Source organism: Micromonospora sp. HM134 (genome assembly GCF_007833915.1).
Taxonomy (GTDB): domain Bacteria; phylum Actinomycetota; class Actinomycetes; order Mycobacteriales; family Micromonosporaceae; genus Micromonospora; species Micromonospora wenchangensis.
On record NZ_CP041061.1, the window covers coordinates 1,171,113 to 1,187,345 of the forward strand.

General features: G+C 75.1%; 15 protein-coding genes. 10 read left to right on the forward strand and 5 right to left on the reverse strand.

Features of this window, described 5'->3' with window-relative positions; all coding sequences use genetic code 11:
* Positions 1 to 6: 6 nt before the first annotated feature.
* Positions 7 to 726 (reverse strand): RICIN domain-containing protein, encoded by a 720-nt coding sequence (locus tag FJK98_RS05520; protein WP_145918063.1) that lies wholly within the window; start codon positions 724 to 726, stop codon positions 7 to 9.
* 58 nt (positions 727 to 784) lie between these two features.
* Positions 785 to 1,069 carry a DUF427 domain-containing protein gene (locus tag FJK98_RS05525; protein WP_145918064.1) on the reverse strand — a complete coding sequence of 95 codons (285 nt, stop codon included), beginning with the start codon at positions 1,067 to 1,069 and terminating at the stop codon, positions 785 to 787.
* A 181-nt stretch (positions 1,070 to 1,250) separates the two neighbouring features.
* Between FJK98_RS05525 and FJK98_RS05530 the strand changes: the two genes are divergently transcribed.
* From FJK98_RS05530 to FJK98_RS05540, 3 genes are all read left to right on the forward strand, one after another.
* Entirely contained in the window at positions 1,251 to 2,633 is a 1,383-nt protein-coding gene (locus tag FJK98_RS05530) for an FAD-binding oxidoreductase (RefSeq protein WP_145918065.1), read from the forward strand.
* Positions 2,630 to 3,967, forward strand: coding sequence for a class I SAM-dependent methyltransferase (locus tag FJK98_RS05535; protein WP_145918066.1), 1,338 nt, complete (start codon positions 2,630 to 2,632; stop codon positions 3,965 to 3,967). Before FJK98_RS05530 ends, FJK98_RS05535 begins: the two co-directional genes overlap by 4 nt.
* A 218-nt stretch (positions 3,968 to 4,185) precedes the next feature.
* A complete protein-coding gene (locus FJK98_RS05540) occupies positions 4,186 to 5,061 on the forward strand; it encodes a S1C family serine protease (RefSeq protein ID WP_240762609.1) in 876 nt (291 codons plus the stop codon).
* Positions 5,062 to 5,135: 74 nt separating this feature from the next.
* Here the strand turns inward: FJK98_RS05540 and FJK98_RS05545 are convergent, their stop codons facing one another.
* On the reverse strand, positions 5,136 to 6,359 hold the full coding sequence (locus tag FJK98_RS05545; RefSeq protein ID WP_240762611.1) for a sigma-70 family RNA polymerase sigma factor: 1,224 nt from the start codon (positions 6,357 to 6,359) through the stop codon (positions 5,136 to 5,138).
* Between the two features lie 104 nt (positions 6,360 to 6,463).
* Positions 6,464 to 6,793 carry a YciI family protein gene (locus tag FJK98_RS05550; protein WP_145922585.1) on the reverse strand — a complete coding sequence of 110 codons (330 nt, stop codon included), beginning with the start codon at positions 6,791 to 6,793 and terminating at the stop codon, positions 6,464 to 6,466.
* Positions 6,794 to 6,919: 126 nt separating this feature from the next.
* Here FJK98_RS05550 and FJK98_RS05555 point away from each other — a divergent pair, with 126 nt between their 5' ends.
* From FJK98_RS05555 to FJK98_RS05585, 7 genes are all read left to right on the forward strand, one after another.
* Positions 6,920 to 7,153, forward strand: coding sequence for a zinc-ribbon domain-containing protein (locus tag FJK98_RS05555; protein ID WP_145918067.1), 234 nt, complete (start codon positions 6,920 to 6,922; stop codon positions 7,151 to 7,153).
* Positions 7,154 to 7,415: 262 nt separating this feature from the next.
* Positions 7,416 to 8,504, forward strand: coding sequence for a hypothetical protein (locus FJK98_RS05560; RefSeq protein ID WP_145918068.1), 1,089 nt, complete (start codon positions 7,416 to 7,418; stop codon positions 8,502 to 8,504).
* Complete coding sequence (locus FJK98_RS05565; protein WP_145918069.1) at positions 8,501 to 9,997, forward strand: hypothetical protein; 1,497 nt, start codon at positions 8,501 to 8,503, stop codon at positions 9,995 to 9,997. Before FJK98_RS05560 ends, FJK98_RS05565 begins: the two co-directional genes overlap by 4 nt.
* Before the next feature lie 116 nt (positions 9,998 to 10,113).
* The gene (locus tag FJK98_RS05570) at positions 10,114 to 12,387 is read left to right on the forward strand and encodes a bifunctional diguanylate cyclase/phosphodiesterase (RefSeq protein ID WP_240762613.1); all 2,274 of its coding nucleotides are present in this window, start codon (positions 10,114 to 10,116) and stop codon (positions 12,385 to 12,387) included.
* A gap of 130 nt (positions 12,388 to 12,517) precedes the next feature.
* A complete protein-coding gene (locus FJK98_RS05575) occupies positions 12,518 to 13,276 on the forward strand; it encodes a MerR family transcriptional regulator (RefSeq protein WP_145918070.1) in 759 nt (252 codons plus the stop codon).
* A gap of 62 nt (positions 13,277 to 13,338) precedes the next feature.
* Entirely contained in the window at positions 13,339 to 13,623 is a 285-nt protein-coding gene (locus tag FJK98_RS05580) for a putative quinol monooxygenase (RefSeq protein ID WP_145918071.1), read from the forward strand.
* Between the two features lie 107 nt (positions 13,624 to 13,730).
* Positions 13,731 to 14,510, forward strand: a complete 780-nt coding sequence (locus tag FJK98_RS05585) for a hypothetical protein (RefSeq protein WP_145918072.1) — start codon at positions 13,731 to 13,733, stop codon at positions 14,508 to 14,510.
* A gap of 133 nt (positions 14,511 to 14,643) precedes the next feature.
* Here the strand turns inward: FJK98_RS05585 and FJK98_RS05590 are convergent, their stop codons facing one another.
* Entirely contained in the window at positions 14,644 to 16,209 is a 1,566-nt protein-coding gene (locus FJK98_RS05590; protein WP_145922587.1) for an SLC13 family permease, read from the reverse strand.
* Positions 16,210 to 16,233: the final 24 nt, after the last annotated feature.

The window sequence follows — 16,233 nt, forward strand, 5'->3', positions numbered from 1 at the left end:
CCGCGCTCAGCCGAGGGTCCACTGTTGGCCGGCGGCGGCGGTGCAGGTGGCCTGCACCAGGTCGTCGCCGGCCGCTGTGCCGTCGTCGCGGACCTGCGCGCACTTGCCCGACCCGACGCCGACCAGCAGGACCGGCCCGGTGCCGACCGGGGTCAGCCGCCACTGCTGGTTGGCCTGGCCGTGGCAGCCGAACTGCTGGAGCCGCGCGCCGTCGTCGCCGCTGCCGCCGTCGACGTCGAGGCACTGGCCGTGCCCGGCGTTGGTGAGTGTCACCAGGTCGGGCGCGACCGGGTTGGCGACCCACTGCTGCTCCGCGCCGCCGGTGCAGACGGCGAGCTCGGCGGTGGCCGTCTCGCCCGCGCCGTCGGTGCCGACGCAGAGGCCGGAGGTGACCGCCCGCAACACGACCGGCCCGGTGACCGTGGCCGGGGTGGTGGGCGGCGGGGTCGGGCTGGGCGGGGACGTGGTCGCGGCCGGCGGGCTGGTCGCCTCGGCGGGCGGGGTCGACGCGGCCGGGGTCGGCGCGGCGGCGGCCGGCACCACCGGCGCCCGGTCGTCGCCGCCGCCGAGCACGCCGGTGGCGAAGAAGACCCCCAGCAGTACGCCCGCCAGGCCGACGGCCAGCGCGAACCGCATCAGCGGATCGGCGGGCAGCCCGGGGCGGGCGGCCCGCCGGGCCCCGTACACGGTGCCGGACGGATCGTGGTGCGGGTCGGGGACGGCCATGGCTGCATGGTGACCCACCGGGCGGGCCGACGGCCAGTCGGCCCGCGAGCCGGCGGGATCAGTCGACGACCCGGACGTCCTTCCAGAACGCCACCCGGTCGCGGACCTGCTCCGCCTCGGGCTTCGGGTCGGGGTAGTACCAGACGGCGTCGGCGCTCGTGCGCTCACCGTCGGTGAGGGAGTAGTAGGAGGCGGTGCCCTTCCAGGGGCAGACCGTCTGCGTCGCCGACTCGGTGATCAGGTCGTCGCGCAGGGTGCTTCGGGGGAAGTAGTGGTTGCCCTCCACCAGGACGGTGTCGTCGCTCTCGGCCACGACCTGGTCGTTCCACACGGCTTTCGGCATGTCACCACGCTACGCCCCCGGCGGGCCCCGGTCGCGGGCCCCTCGTCGACCGTCCGTCCCGCCGGTGCCGGGCGGGCCGCCGGCCCGGCGGACGACGACGCTGCCGCCGAGGTTGCCTGCTGATCCGAAACGGTCAGCGGTGCGGTCCCCCGGAACGGCGCTTCGCGCGTAAGGTGATCTCATGCGCGCGCTGCGTGATCATGAGTTGGCGGTGGACGCGTTGCGACGGTCGTACGCCGCCGTGCCCGCCGGCCACCCCGTACGGCTGGCCAAACGCACCTCCAACCTGTTCCGGCCCCGGTCGGCCACCGGCACCCCCGGCCTCGACGTCAGCGGACTGGACGGCGTCCTGTCGGTCGACCCGGTCGCCCGCACCGCCGACGTGCAGGGCATGTGCACCTACGAGGACCTGGTCGACGCGACCCTCCCGCACGGGCTGATGCCACTGGTCGTGCCGCAACTGCGCACGATCACCCTGGGCGGCGCGGTCACCGGGCTGGGCATCGAGTCGACGTCGTTCCGCAACGGGCTCCCGCACGAGTCGGTCATCGAGCTGGACGTCCTCACCGGCACGGGGGAGATCGTCACCGCCCGCCCGGACGGACCGGACGCCGAGCTGTTCGCCGCCTTCCCCAACTCGCTGGGCAGCCTGGGGTACGCCACCCGGCTGCGCATCGAACTCCAGCCGGTCGGGCGGGCGGTGGCCCTGCGCAACATCCGGTTCACCCGGCTGGAGGAGCTGACCGCCGCCGTCGCCGACGTGGTCGCCAAGGGCGAGTGGGAGGGCCGGCCGGTCGACGCGATGGACGGCGTCATGTTCAGCCCCGGCGAGTCCTACCTGGTGCTCGGCTCGTTCACCGACGAGCCCGAGCGGCCCAGCGACTACACCGGCCAGGACATCTACTACCGCTCGCTGCGCCGCCGGGTGCGCGACACCCTCAGCGGCCACGACTACCTGTGGCGGTGGGACACCGACTGGTTCTGGTGCTCGGCCGCGTTCGGGGTGCAGCATCCGGTGGTACGCCGGCTCTGGCCGGCCCGCTGGCGGCGCAGCGACGTCTACCACCGGCTGGTCCGCCTGGAACACCGCCACCAGGTGGCGGCCCGGGTGGACCGGTGGCGTGGCCGGCCGGCCCGGGAACGGGTCGTGCAGGACGTCGAGATCCCGCTCGACGGCACGGCCGACTTCCTGCGCTGGTTCGACCGGAACGTGGGGATGACGCCGGTGTGGCTGTGCCCGTTGCGGCTGCGCGAGCCCGCCGGCCCCGGCTCCGCCCGTGCCTGGCCGCTGTATCCGCTGCGCCCCGGCCAGACGTACGTCAACATCGGCTTCTGGGGCAGTGTGCCGGTCGCGGCGGGTGCCGCGGACGGCGAGGTGAACCGCTCCATCGAGCGGATGGTGTCGGAGTTCGGCGGACACAAGTCGCTCTACTCCGACGCGTACTACGACCGGGCGGCCTTCGACCGGCTCTACGGCGGGGAAACCTGGCGTGCCGTGAAGGGCCGCTACGACCCGGACCATCGGCTCACCGGACTCTACGAGAAGGCGGTTGCACGAAAATGAGCCTGACCGACCGAGAACAGGGGGCGGCGAGCGCCCCGGCCAGCCCGCCGGCGGGGGGTCGGGGGGCACCGACCGTCGCCGACGTCGTCCGCGCGGTCACCACGCGGGACCTGCCGGTCCGCATCACCGGCTACGACGGCAGCGCGATCGGCCCGGCCGACGCCGGGATCACCCTCGACATCCGCTCCGAACGGGGGCTGTCCTACCTGCTCACCGCCCCGGGCGACCTGGGCATGGCACGGGCCTACGTCAGCGGCGACCTCGGGCTCGGCGGGGTGCACCCCGGCGACCCGTACGAGGCCCTGCGGGTGCTGACGGACCTGCGGCTGCGCATCCCCTCGCTGGCCGAGGGGCTGGCCCTGGTGCGCGGGCTCGGCTGGGAGCGGCTGCGGCCCCCGCCGGCCCCGCCGCAGGAGGCGCTGCCCCGCTGGCGGCGGGTGATGGGCGGGCTGCGGCACTCCCGCAGCCGGGACAGCACCGCCATCTCGCACCACTACGACGTGTCGAACGCCTTCTACGAGAAGGTGCTCGGCGACTCGATGACGTACACCTGCGCGGTCTACCACAGCCCGACCGACACCCTGGAGCAGGCCCAGTCGGCCAAGTACGACCTGGTCGCCGGCAAGCTGGCGCTCCAGCCGGGGATGCGCCTGCTCGACGTCGGCTGCGGCTGGGGCGGCATGGTCCGGCACGCGGCCCGCGAGTACGGCGTCAAGGCGCTCGGGGTGACCCTGTCCCGGGCGCAGGCGCAGTGGGCGCAGGAGGCCATCGCGCGGGAGGGGCTGACCGGGCTGGCCGAGGTGCGTCACCTCGACTACCGCGACGCCCCCCGGGAGGAGTTCGACGCGATCTCCTCGATCGGGCTGACCGAGCACATCGGGGTACGCAACTATCCGGCGTACTTCCGGGCGCTGCGGGAGCGGCTGCGTCCCGGCGGGCGGCTGCTCAACCACTGCATCACCCGGGCCGACAACCGGGCCCCGCACCGCTCCGGCGCGTTCATCGACCGGTACGTCTTCCCCGACGGCGAGCTGGCCGGGCCGGGCCGCCTGATCAGCGAGGTGCACGACGCCGGGTTCGAGGTGCACCACGAGGAGAACCTGCGGCAGCACTACGCGTCGACGCTGGCCGCCTGGTGCCGCAACCTCGTGGCGAACTGGGACTTCTGCGTCGACGAGGTGGGCCGGGGCACCGCCCGGGTCTGGGGCCTCTACATGGCCGGGTCGCGGTTGGCCTTCGAACGCAACGGCATCCAACTGCACCAGGTGCTGGCCACCCGCAACGGCCCGGACGGCGTGAACGGCTACCCGTTGCGGCCGAACTGGACGCCCTGACCGCACCGCCCGACCGATCGACGAGAGCCGCGCCGCCCCCGGCGCGGCTCTCGTCGTCCGCCGACGCGTCGACGTCGTCAGCCCGGCAGGACGTCGGGTGGCGGCTGCCGACCCGGGCGGAGCACCCGCGCCCCCGCACGGCGGACGCACAGGTACGCCACAAGGGGACCCCAGTCCGGCGCGGCACGGTGGCTCCATCGCCGTACCGAGGAGGCCCCATGCCACACCCCGACACCATGCTGCGCCCGACGCCCACCATCCCGGCCGCCGCGCCACCGCCCCCGTCGTCGACTCCGCCGTGGTCGCCCCCGCCCCCGCCACCATCGACGCCCCTGTCGCCGCCGTCATCGTCGCGCTGGCGTCGACGGCTGGTGGCCGCCGGAACGGCAGTGGTGCTGATGGTCGCGGGCGGTGGCACCGGAGCGCTGGTCGTGGACCGGTTCGTCGACCCGGGTCGGGTCGTCACCGGTACGACGGCCGTCACCCCGGTCGCCGCCGCCACCATCGACTCCCTCGCCACGGTGGTCGCCGTCGTGTCGCCGAGCATCGTCACCGTCGAGGTGACCGGGGCCCGGGAGTCCAGCCTCGGGTCCGGCGTCGTCCTCGACACCGACGGCCTCGTCCTCACCAACCAGCACGTGGTGGACTCCGGCGGCCGGGTCACGGTGACCCTCGCCGACGGCCGTACCGCCCCGGCGACCGTGGTCGCCCAGGACGCCGCCGCGGACGTCGCGTTGCTGCGGGCGACCGGGTTGGCCGGGCTCACCCCGGCGACGCTGGGCAGCGACACCACCCTGACCGTCGGGGACACCGTCCTGGCGTTCGGCAGCCCGCTCGGGCTGGCCGGGACGGTCACCTCCGGAATCGTGTCGGCCCTGGACCGGTCGGTGGACGGCCTGACCGGGCTGGTGCAGACCGACGCGGCGATCAACCACGGCAACTCCGGTGGAGCGCTGGTCGACACCGCCGGGCGGGTGGTGGGCATCAACGTCGCCATCGCCACCACCGGGGAGGACGAGGGCAGCGTCGGCCTCGGATTCGCCATTCCGGTGGACACCGTCCGCGAGGTCGTGGCCCGGCTGGACGCGGGCTGACCCCCGGCCGGCCGTCTCCGGTCAGCAGAAGCGGCCGGGCGGGCCGGCGAGCGGCCCAGGGAAAGCGGGGCAGGTCAGCGGGGGTGGAGGCCGTCCGCACGGCGCAGCAGGGCCCGGCGTTCGGCGTCCGAGCCGACCAGATCGGCGGCGGCCCGGAACAGCAGGGCCGCCCCGGTCGGGTCACCGTTGCGCGCGGTCAGCTCCGCCTCCGCCGCCAACGCCGGTGGGTAGCCGTCCAACGCGCCGCCGGCCCGCGCACCGGCGAGCAGGGCCAGCCCGGCCGCCGGGCCGTACGCGTAGCCGTGGGCCACCGCGCGGTTCAGGCCGATCACCGGGGTGGGCCGCAGCCGCAGCAGCTCGTCGTAGCAGCGGGCGATGGTCGGCCAGTCGGTACGGTCGGCGCCCGGCGCGGTGGCGTGGCAGGCGGCGATCCGTGCCTGGAGCAGGTACGGGCCGGGCCGGTCACTGCGTCCCGCGGCCGTGCGGGCGTCGGCGGACGGCGGGGCCGGGCGGCACGCCGCCAGGCGTTCGGCGCGGGCCAGGACCGTGCCGGCCTCGGCGATGGCGGCATGGTCCCAGCGGGACCGGTCCTGCTCGGCGAGGGTGCGCAGCTCACCGTCGGCGTCGCGGCGGGCAGCCCGGCGGGAGTGTTGCAGGAGCAGCAGCGCGCAGAGGGCGGCGACCTCCGGCTCGGCCGGCATCAGCCCGTCGAGCAGCCGGGCCAGCCGGACGGCCTCGGTGGCGAAGGCGGGCTCGCCGTCGGCGTCGTACCCCCGGGTGAAAAGCAGGTAGAGCACGGCCAGGACGCCCGGCAGCCGCTCGGCCAGCGCGGACCCGGTCGGCACCCGGTAGGGGACGCCGGCCGCCGCGATCCTGGCCTTGGCCCGGGTGATCCGCCGGGTCATGGTGGACTCGCCGACCAGGAAGGCGCGGGCGATCTCGGCGGTCGGCACCCCGGCCACGGTACGCAGCGTCAACGCCACCCGGGCCTCCAGTGACAGCGCCGGATGGCAGCAGGTGAAGACGAGCCGCAGCCGGTCGTCCACCACGTCCTGCGCCGGATCGTCCGCGCCCGGCTGCGGATCGGTGAGCAGTGCCAGCTCACGCAGCTTGTGGCGTTCCACGGTGGCCCGGCGCAGCACGTCCGTCGCCCGGTTCCGGGCGACCGTCATCAGCCAACCGCCCGGATTGCCCGGCACGCCGTCGCGGGGCCAGCGTTCCACGGCCGCCGCCAGCGCCTCCTGGGCGCAGTCCTCGGCGAGCGTCCAGTCCCCGGTCACCCGGATCAGCGCGGCCACGATCCTCGGGTACGCCTCGGCACCCGCCGCCGCGACCGCGCCGACCGGGTCCCCGCCGGACCCGCCCCCGTGGTGCGGGTCCGGCGGCCCGACCGTCGTCCCGCTCAGAGGTCGACCAGGGGGCGCAGTTCGAGCCGGCCCTCGTAGGCCATCGGGTGCCGGCGGGCCACCTCCACCGCCTCGTCGAGGTCGGCGCAGTCCAGCAGGTCGAAGCCCACGATCACCTCCCTGGTCTCGGCGAACGGCCCGTCGGTGAGCAGCAGCTCGTTGTCGCGTACCCGGACGGTGGTGGCCGCCGACACGTCCGCCAGCCGGCTGCCCAGCACGCGCTGGCCCCGGCCGTCGCACGCGGCCACCCACTCCTCGATGTCGGGCACGGCCTCCGGGTCGGTGTCCGGCGCGGTGTCGGTGCAGACCAGCATCAGGTACTTCATCGGCCGAAGCTCCTCGGTTGTCGTTGTCGTCACCAGGGTGACGAACGGCGGGCCCGGTTCCGGACAGCCGGCGGCGGAATTCTCCACCCGGGGTTCCCGGGGCGTCGGGCTGGGTACTGCCGGGCGATGTTCCTCATCTTCGGACTCCGCACCAGGGTCACCCGGTCGGGGGTGGTCACCGCCGTCTGCCGGCACTGCGGCAACCAGGCCGCGCAGGTGATCAGCCGTCGGTCGACGAAGTTCACCCTCTTCTTCGTCCCGCTGATCCCGGTCCGGTCGACGTACGTGCGGCAGTGCTCGTTCTGCGGCGCCGAGTCCGCCGTCGACGCCGACGAGGCCCGCCGCCTCCCGGTCGGCTGACCGTGGCCCGTTTCCTCTGCTGGCTGATCGGCCGCCCGCCGGGCCCGCCGACCGCGCCGGTGCACACCGCCGCCCGCCCGCCCTGCACCCCCGGCCGTCGCCCGGCGCGCCGCCGCCACCGGCCGTCCGCCGGTGCCCGTTCGCCCCGTTCGCCCTGGAACCGGTCCGCCGGCCGCTGACCCGCCCGGTCCGCCGGCCGTGGAACCCGCCCGCGTCGCCGGCCGCCGGCCGGGGTCGGTCCGGGCCGCTATCGTGGCCTGTCGTGACGAGCACCGCACAACGCCTGGCCGCGATCCGGGGCGACGTGCCCCCGAAACGACACAACGCCCGGACGATCGCCGCGCTCACCGGCAACCCCGGCTGCGCCCGGCGGGCCGTGCTGGACGGGGCCGGGGTGGACAAGACGGCGCTCGCCGAGCGGGTCGGCTTCCCCGCCCGGTTCGGCCAGTCCCGGTTCGCGATCACCCGGGGCAACGCGTTCGAGGCGCAGGTCAAGGCGGACGGCGGGGCGGAGCTGCTGCGACTGGTCGCGCAGCGGCTGGGCGTACCGGTGCCGCAGCGGGCGAGCTGGACGGACCTGGGCGGGGCGGACGACCTGCCGGACCGGCGGGAACGGTCGCGGGCCGCGCTGACCGCCACCGGGCCGGACGCGGCGCTGTTCGACCATCCGCTGCTCGGCCTGGACGTGGCCGGTCAGCGGGTGCACCTGGAACCGGACCTGGTCGCCGCCCGGCTCGGCGGCCGGTTCCACGTGGTGGAGATCAAGTCGTTCCCGGTGATCGACGGGCAGGCCGACCCGGCGAAGGTGTCCGCCGCCGCCGTCCAGTCGGCCGTCTACGTGCTGGCGCTGCGTGACCTGCTCGCCGCCGCCGGACGGGACCCGGAGGCGGTGTCGCACGACGTGGTGCTGGTCTGCCCGCGGGACTTCGCCAACCAGCCGATGGCCAGCCTGATCGACGTCCGCAAGCAACTGCTGGTGCTGCGTCGCCAACTGGACCGGATGGCCCGGCTGGACGACCTGCTCACCGCCGTACCGGCCGGGTTCACCGTCGACCCGGCCGTCGACCCGGTGACGCTGACCGCCGCGCTGCACACCGTGCCGGCCCGGTACGCGCCCGACTGCCTGGCCGGCTGCGAGCTGGCGTACTTCTGCCGGGACGAGGCGCGGGGGCAGACCGGGGCGCTGGGCCGGCCGGTGCGGGAGGCCCTCGGCGGCATCGCCGAGGTGGCCGAGGTGCTGGCCCTGGCGACCGGCGAGCGGGCCGCCGACCCGGAGCGGGAGGAGGCCGCCGCGATGTTGCGGGCCGCCGCCCGGCTGCGCGCCGACGCCCTCGCCGGCCACCCGGCATGAGTACGCTGCGCGCGCTGGCGAAGGCGCAGGCGCTCGCCGCCGGGGTGGCCCAGCCGGTCGCCACCGTCCGGCACCTGCACCTGGCGCAGCGCCCGCTGGTGCTGGTGCCGCTGGCGATGGCCGGTGAGGCGCACGCCCCGCTCGCCGCGCTGGTCGGCACCGCCCCCGACGACGCCCGGCTGCTGGTCGTGCCGCAGCCCCGCAACCGGGACCAGCGGTTCCGCTTCGTCACCGAGCTGGCCGCGACCGTGCTGCCCTGGCTGGACGGCTTCCGGGGCATCTCGGAGGCGGTGGCCGTGGACCGGGGCCGCGACGTGCGCTACCGGTACGCCGACGCCCCGCAGTTGTGGGTGCCGAACCCGGCCGGGATCACCTTCCTGCGGCTGCTCGGCCGCTCCACCCGGTTCCGTCGGCCGGACGGCGAACACCCGGTGCACCCGGCCGTGCCGCTGCTCGGCCGCTGGCTGACGTTCTTCGCCGAACGGGCCGAGCAGCCCGGCTCGTCGGCGCTGCTGGCGATGACCGACGCGTTGACCCTGCACTGGGCGACCGGGCAGAGCGCGGTGGAGGACCAGCACCTGCCGGCGCTGCTCGGCTGGATCGACCCGCCGGCCGGCTCGTCGGGTGTCGTGGCCGCCGCGCGGGCCGAGGACCCGAAGGTGTGCCCGCCGGCCGGCCCGGCCACCGACCCGGAGTTCGACAACGTGGCGCTCGCCCCGGCGATGGCGGCCTGGGCGGCGGCCGACGACGACCCGGCCGCCCGCGACGGGGCGTACGCGGAGCTGGTGCGGTTGCTGCGCGGGCAGCTCGCGCCCACCTGGGAGCTGATGTGGCGCGGCCTGGGGTTGCTCGACAGGCTGCCGCCCGGGGCGCGGGTGGCGGGCCGCTGGGCCGGTGACCGGGACGCCTTCACCGGCTACGCCGAGCACCTCGACGCCGACGGCGGGCCGCAGCCCCGGCACGACGGCGCGGTCGCGGCGGCGGTCCGGCTGCACCGGCTGGAACGCGCCGCGACCAGCTACGCCGTGCAGCGCGCCTACGACGACCCGCTGGTGATGGCCGAGCACCGGCTGGCCGGGGAGGCGTTCGTCGCCGACGTGACCCTGGCCGACCCGGGGCGGGTGGACGACAGCGGCAGGCGGCCGGTGCTGCGGCCGAGAATCCAGGTGGTGACCGCCGAGCCGGTGCGGACGCCGGTCGGGGCGACCCTGTGGTCGACGGCGCGGCCCGCCCAGAAGGCGAAGGTGGTCTTCGTGACCCCGGCGGCGGACGGCCGGACCGAGGTGGTGCTGGAGCTGTCGGGCGGGATGGGGCGGGGGCTGACCGCGCCGCCGGGCAGCGTGCCGCAGGTGGGGGAGCGGCTCTGCCTGACCACCCTGTCGGAGGCGTTCCTGCCCACCGGGACGTTCCCCACGGCCGAGGAGACACCGTGGACGCACGGGGGACCGCCGACCTACGACGCGCCCGACGTCGTGTCCTCAGTGGTCGGATAGCCGACCCGGTGAGTGTGGCGGTGACCCGCCCGGCTGGCTAGGCTTCGATGGTTCGCCGTCCGTGGCCCGTCCGCACGGTCGAGGTGCGCGTTGGAGAGAGAGCCGGAGCGATCACCGTGCTACCCCAGGACGCCGTCTCCGGCGCGCCGACCCGACCGCTGACCCTTCCCCGGGTGGGTGCGGTCGTCGCCGCGGTGGCTGTCGTGCTGGAACTGGTCTGGCTGCTCGCCGCGCTGCCCAAGGCGGCCCTGGTCAGTGACGTCACCGCCACCGCCGTGGCGAGCTGGGCCAGCTACGCCTGCGTCCGCACGATGCGCCGGCACCCCGCCCCGCTGCGCCGGTTCTGGGCGTTGCTCGCGCTCACCATGGGTCTCGCCGCCGCCGGCCGGCTGCTGTGGACGGTGGACCGGCTGAGCGCCGACGAGCTGCCGCACACCCCGCTGATCGGGGCGGTCTTCACCGCCGGCATCGTCACCGGAACGGCCGCGCTGCTGGCCGCGCTGACCGCGCCGCGCAGCGCGGTGGGCCGGGCCCGCACCGTGCTGGACGGGGTGATCGTCGGGCTGGCCCTGATCCCGATCGGCTGGGTGGTGGTGTTCCGCGACGTCGCCGCCGCCGACCTCGACGATCCGCTGCGTACCCTCGGCCTGCTCTACCCGATGATCGACCTGATGCAGCTGACCATCCTGGTGGCGGTGGCCGGCCCGGCCCGCTCGGTGTGGCCGCCGCTGACCCTGATCGGGGCGGGCCTGGTCACCCGGGCCGGCGCGGACGCGGTCTACGTCTCGCTGGTCGCGCACGGCAGCTACACCCCCGGGCACCCGATCGACGTCTGCTGGCCGCTGAGCTACCTGCTGATCGGCGTCGCCACCACCCGGCCACCGCCGCCGACCTGCGACGGGGCCGAGGAGATCGGCGAGACCCCGCTGCCGTCCTGGTGGCGGGTGGCGCTGCCGTACCTGCCGGTCGGCGGGGCGATCATCGCGGTGGTGCTGGCCCGTCGCCCCACCGGGCAGACCCCGCCGCTGGTCTTCGGCGGCATGATGGCGCTGCTCGGGGTGCTCGCCCTGCGGCAGGGGCTGGCCGCCAACGAGAACCTGCGGCTGGTGGCCCGGCTGCGTCAGCTCGCCTACGCCGACCAGCTCACCGGCCTGCCGAACCGGCTGATGTTCAACCGGCAGCTCCGCCGGGCGCTGCGCGAGGGGCCGCCGGTGGCCGTCCTGCTCCTCGACCTGGACGGCTTCAAGCAGGTCAACGACCGGTTCGGGCACGCCACCGGTGACACCCTGCTGACCAGCATCGCGCTGCGGATGCGCGCGGCCGTCGGCGACGACGGCACCGTCGCCCGGCTCGGCGGGGACGAGTTCGCCGTGCTGGTCGCCGGGGACCGGACGGTCGTCCCGGAACGGCTCGCCGAGCGGCTGCTCGCCGCCCTGCAACCGTCCCCGGGCGAGGAGGACGTCGGCGTCCACCCGTCGGCGAGCATCGGCATCGCCGAGTTCGGCCCGCAGCACGCCTCCCACACCGACCTGCTGCGCGACGCCGACATCGCGATGTACGCGGCGAAGGCCGCCGGGAAGTCCGCGTACCGCACCTGCACGCCGGCGCTGCGGGAGTCGGCGGTGACCCGGGCCGAGCTGATCGCCGACCTGCGGCGGGCCGTCGACGAGCGGCAACTGCACCTGGAGTACCAGCCGATCGTCGATCTCGCCACCGGCGCGGTCCGCAGCGCCGAGGCGCTGGTGCGGTGGCGGCACCCCCGGCTCGGCCTGCTCGCCCCGGCGGCGTTCCTGCCGCTGGCCGAGGAGACCGGGCTGATCGTGCCGATCGACCGGTGGGTGATCCACGAGGCGTGCCGGGCCGCCGCGACCTGGCGGGCCCGGGTGCCGGAGGCGACCGTCGCGGTCAACATCGCCGCCGCGCACCTGCGCCGTCCCGACCTGATCGCCACCGTCACGGCGGCCACCGCCTCCGCCGGCCTGGCCCCCCGCGCGCTCACCCTGGAACTGACCGAGTCGGCGTTGATCGACGGCAGCGAGGCGGTGCTGGAACGGCTCGCCCAGCTTCGTGAGCTGGGCATCCGTATCGCCATCGACGACTTCGGCACCGGCTACTCGTCGTTGAGCTACCTGCACCGCATCCCCGCCACCGAGCTCAAGATCGACCGGTCGTTCGTGGCCCGGCTGGACACCGACGCGCGGGCGTACGCCACGGTGGAGATGGTCACCCGGCTGGCCGGGGCGTTCGACCTGGCGGTGGTGGCCGAGGGGGTGGAAACCGAGGGGCAGCACGCGGCGGTCACCGCGATCGGCTGCGTCCACGGCCAGGGCTACCGGTACGGCCGGCCGGGCGGCCTGTCCGCCCTGCACGCCCTCGCCGCCCCCCGCTGACGTCCGCTCCCGCGACCCGCCCGGGCGGGCCCGGCCGTCGTGCCGCCCAGGCCGGGGAACCCGGCGCAGAATCGGGCTTGACCCTCACGTCACGGCAGGCCGGAGCCTTGGTGCCGGAAGGGAGGAAACCATGGCGTACACGGTGGGTCAGGTGGCGAAGGCGGCCCGGGTGACGGTCCGGACGCTGCACCACTACGACGAGATCGGGTTGCTCTCGCCGAGCGGCCGGACGCCGGCCGGCTACCGCCGCTACGACGACGCGGACCTGGAGCGGTTGCAGCACGTCCGCTTCTACCGGGAGCTGGGGTTTCCGCTGGAGGAGATCGCGGCGATCCTCGACGACCCGGCCGCCGACCCGGCGGTGCACCTGCGCCGGCAGCACGACCTGCTGACCGGGCGGATCGGGAAACTCCAGGAGATGGTCGCGGCGATCGAGATCGCGATGGAGGCGAGACGGATGGAACTCAACCTGACCCCGGAGGAACGGTTCGAGGTCTTCGGTGACGTCGACCCGGCGGAGCACGCCGAGGAGGCGCGGGAACGCTGGGGCGACACCGAGGCGTACCGGGTGTCGACCCGGCGGGCGGCGAACTACTCGAAGGAGGACTGGCTGCGCCTCAAGGCGGCGCAGGAGGAGTGGGGCGGGCGGATCGTGGCGGCGCTGACCGGCGGGACGCCTGCCGACTCGGCGGAGGCGATGGCGCTGGCCGAGGAACACCGGCAGCTCATCGTCGGATGGTTCTACGACTGCTCGTACGAGGTGCACACCGGGTTGGCCGACATGTACCTGGCCGATCCCCGGTTCACCGCCTACTACGAGGCGATCGCACCGGGGCTGACGGAGTACCTGGCCGAGGCGATCCACGCCAACGCGATCAGCCGGGCCTGAGCGGGGCCGCCTGCGGTGGGTGAGGATGGGGGTTCGTCCCGCTCACCCACCGGAGGTCGCCCGTGTTCATCGTCGCCGGAAGTCTCTACGTCGATCCCGCCGAGCGGGACGCCTACCTGGCCTCCTGCGTGGAGGTGGTCCGGCAGGCCCGCTCCGCGCCCGGCTGCGTCGACTTCGCCATCGGCGCGGACCTGGTCGAGCCGGGCCGGATCAACGTCTACGAACGCTGGGAGTCCGACGACGAGCTGCTGGCGTTCCGGGGGTCCGGCCCGGAACAGGAGCAGGTCGCGGCGATCCGTGGCGCGGAGGTGCACCGCTACCGCATCTCCGCCGTCGAGGCCCCCTGACCGGGCCCGACCTGTCGTCGGCGGGCGGTCGGGCTAGGCTGGCGCGACCGCTCTGTCACCAGCGTCGATCGGCTCGGCCGGCGGGCGCGCCACCCGGGGAGACCGCCGTGAAGCACCCGAAGCTGGCCGCCGCCACCGCCGCCCTCGTCGTGCTGGTGACGGCGGCCGGTTGCACCTCCGACGGCGGCGGTGCGGGATCGACACCGGCCGCCGGCCCGTCCACCGCCGGCCCGGCACCGACCGAGCCGGGCGCCGTGCTGGCCGCCGCCGCGCAGCGGGTCGACCAGCAGTCCTACCGGCTGAATCTCGGTGACGGCGGCACGGGTGGGGACGTCACCACCCTGCTCTGGGACCCGAAGGGCCGGCGCGGGCTGGAGACGACGACGCTGGCCGTGGCGAACGGCAAGGTGGTCATCGAGCGGCTCGCCACCGGCACCGACGTCTACGTGAAGGTGACCGCCCCGGACCGGCGGGTGCCGGTCTGGGACGGGCGCACCTGGTGGCACCTGGGCACGGCCGAGGCGGCTGCCGCGAAGCGGACCGGGCTGGACAACACCCGGTTGGCCAGCACGCTCGGCGCGGCCACCGAGGTGCGCGCGACCGGCGAGCGGGCCTATGCCGGGACCCTGGACCTGCGGCGCAGCACCGAGGTGCTCGGCGACGGGGTGGGCGGGGTGCTCGGGGAACGGGCCGCCGCGGTGCCGTTCACCGCCACCGTGGACGCGCAGGGTCGGCTGGTCCACTACCGGATCGAGCTGTCCGGCGAGCCGGGCAAGGTCTCGGCGCTCGACCTGACGTACGCGGACTTCGGCCTGCCCGTGTCGGCGGACAAGCCGGCGGCGGGCCTGATCGGCGAGGACCCGCCCCGCAACATCCCCGGCGCCTGACCCGCTGCCCGGCCGCCGGCCCGGCGGGTCAGGCTCGCAACATCGCCACAACTGCGGTGTCCGCGCGTTCCGATACCGCTGGTACGGCGACATTGAGTTGATCACGCCGGACCGGCCGAAGCGGTCCGGGGCGTCACAGGAGCAGGTCGAGGAGGAGTACGCCGGCGAAGCCGACCACCGAGATGATCGTCTCCAGCACCGACCAGCTCTTGATCGTCTGTCCCACGGTCAGTCCGAAGTACTCCTTGACCAGCCAGAAACCGGCATCGTTGACGTGCGAGAAGAACAGCGACCCGCAGCCGACGGCCAGTGCCAGCAGCGCCACCTCCGGACGGTCCAGGGTGGCCGCCAGCGGGGCGACGATGCCGGCGGCGGTGATCGTGGCGACCGTCGCCGAGCCGGTGGCGACCCGGATACCGACGGCGACCAGCCAGCCCAGCAGCAGCGGGGAGAGGTTGGCGTCCTTGGCCGCGTCGGCGACGAGGTCACCCACCCCGGCGTCCACCAGCACCTGCTTGAAGCCGCCACCGGCGGCGACGATGAGCAGGATGCCGGCGATCGGCGGCAGCGAGCCACCGAGCACCGAGGAGACCTGGCCACGGCTGAACCCGGCCTGGTAGCCGAGGGTGAACATGGCGACGATCACCCCGGCCAGCAGCGCCACGATCGGCGCGCCGGCGATGTCGAGGGCCTGCCGGGCGACGGTGCCCTCGGCCAGGGTCAGCTCGCCGACCGCGCGCAGCAGCATCAGCACCACCGGCAGCAGCACCGTGAGCACCGCCGGCCAGAACCCGGGGGTACGCCGGGCGGTCTCGGTGCCGCTGTCGTCGACCGGGGCGCCCGGTCGGCCGGTACCGGGGTTGACCAGGTCGTCGTCGCTGAGCAGGTCGTCGTCGCCGGCCGGTCCCCGCCCGGCGTCCCGGCCGTCCGGCCCCCGGTCGCGGCCGGCGGCGGAGGTGTCGGGGCTGCCGGGTCCGCGCCGGCCACCGCCGGTGGTGGCCGGTTGCCGGGTGGGCAGCAGCGCGGCCGGGGCGGTGGCCGGCACGTACCGGGCGATGAAGTTGCCGAACACCGGCCCGGCGACGATCACGGTGGGGATCGCGATGATCAGGCCCAGCCCGAGGGTGAGCCCCAGGTCGGCGTCGAGCGAGGAGATCGCCACCAGCGGGCCGGGGTGCGGCGGGACGAGGCCGTGCAGCACCGACAGGCCGGCCAGCGCCGGAATGCCGATCTTCATCAACGGTACGTCGGTGCGCAGCGAGACCAGCAGCACGATCGGCACCAGCAGCACCACGCCGACCTCGAAGAACAGCGGCAGGCCGATCAGCGCGGCGACCCCGGCCATGGCCCAGGGCAGGGCGGTGCCGGAGACCCGCCCGACGACCCGGTTGACGATGCCGTCCGCCCCGCCGGACTCGGCGAGCAGACCGCCGATCATCGCGCCGAGGGCGATCAGCAGACCCACCCCGCCGACGGTGGAGCCGACCCCGGCGCTGAACGATTCGATCATCGTGTCGGGGGCCATGGCGGCGACCACGCCGAGCACCGCCGCGCCGAGGATCAGCGCCAGGAAGGGGTGCACCTTGCCCCAGGCGATGAGCAGCACGACCGCGGCGATGCCCAGCAGGGCGGCCACGACGAGTTGGGTGTCACCGGCGTTGGTGGCCGGTTCCGTCGGTGCGGCGAGGAGGGTGAGCACGGCGATCACGGCGATCACGACCTT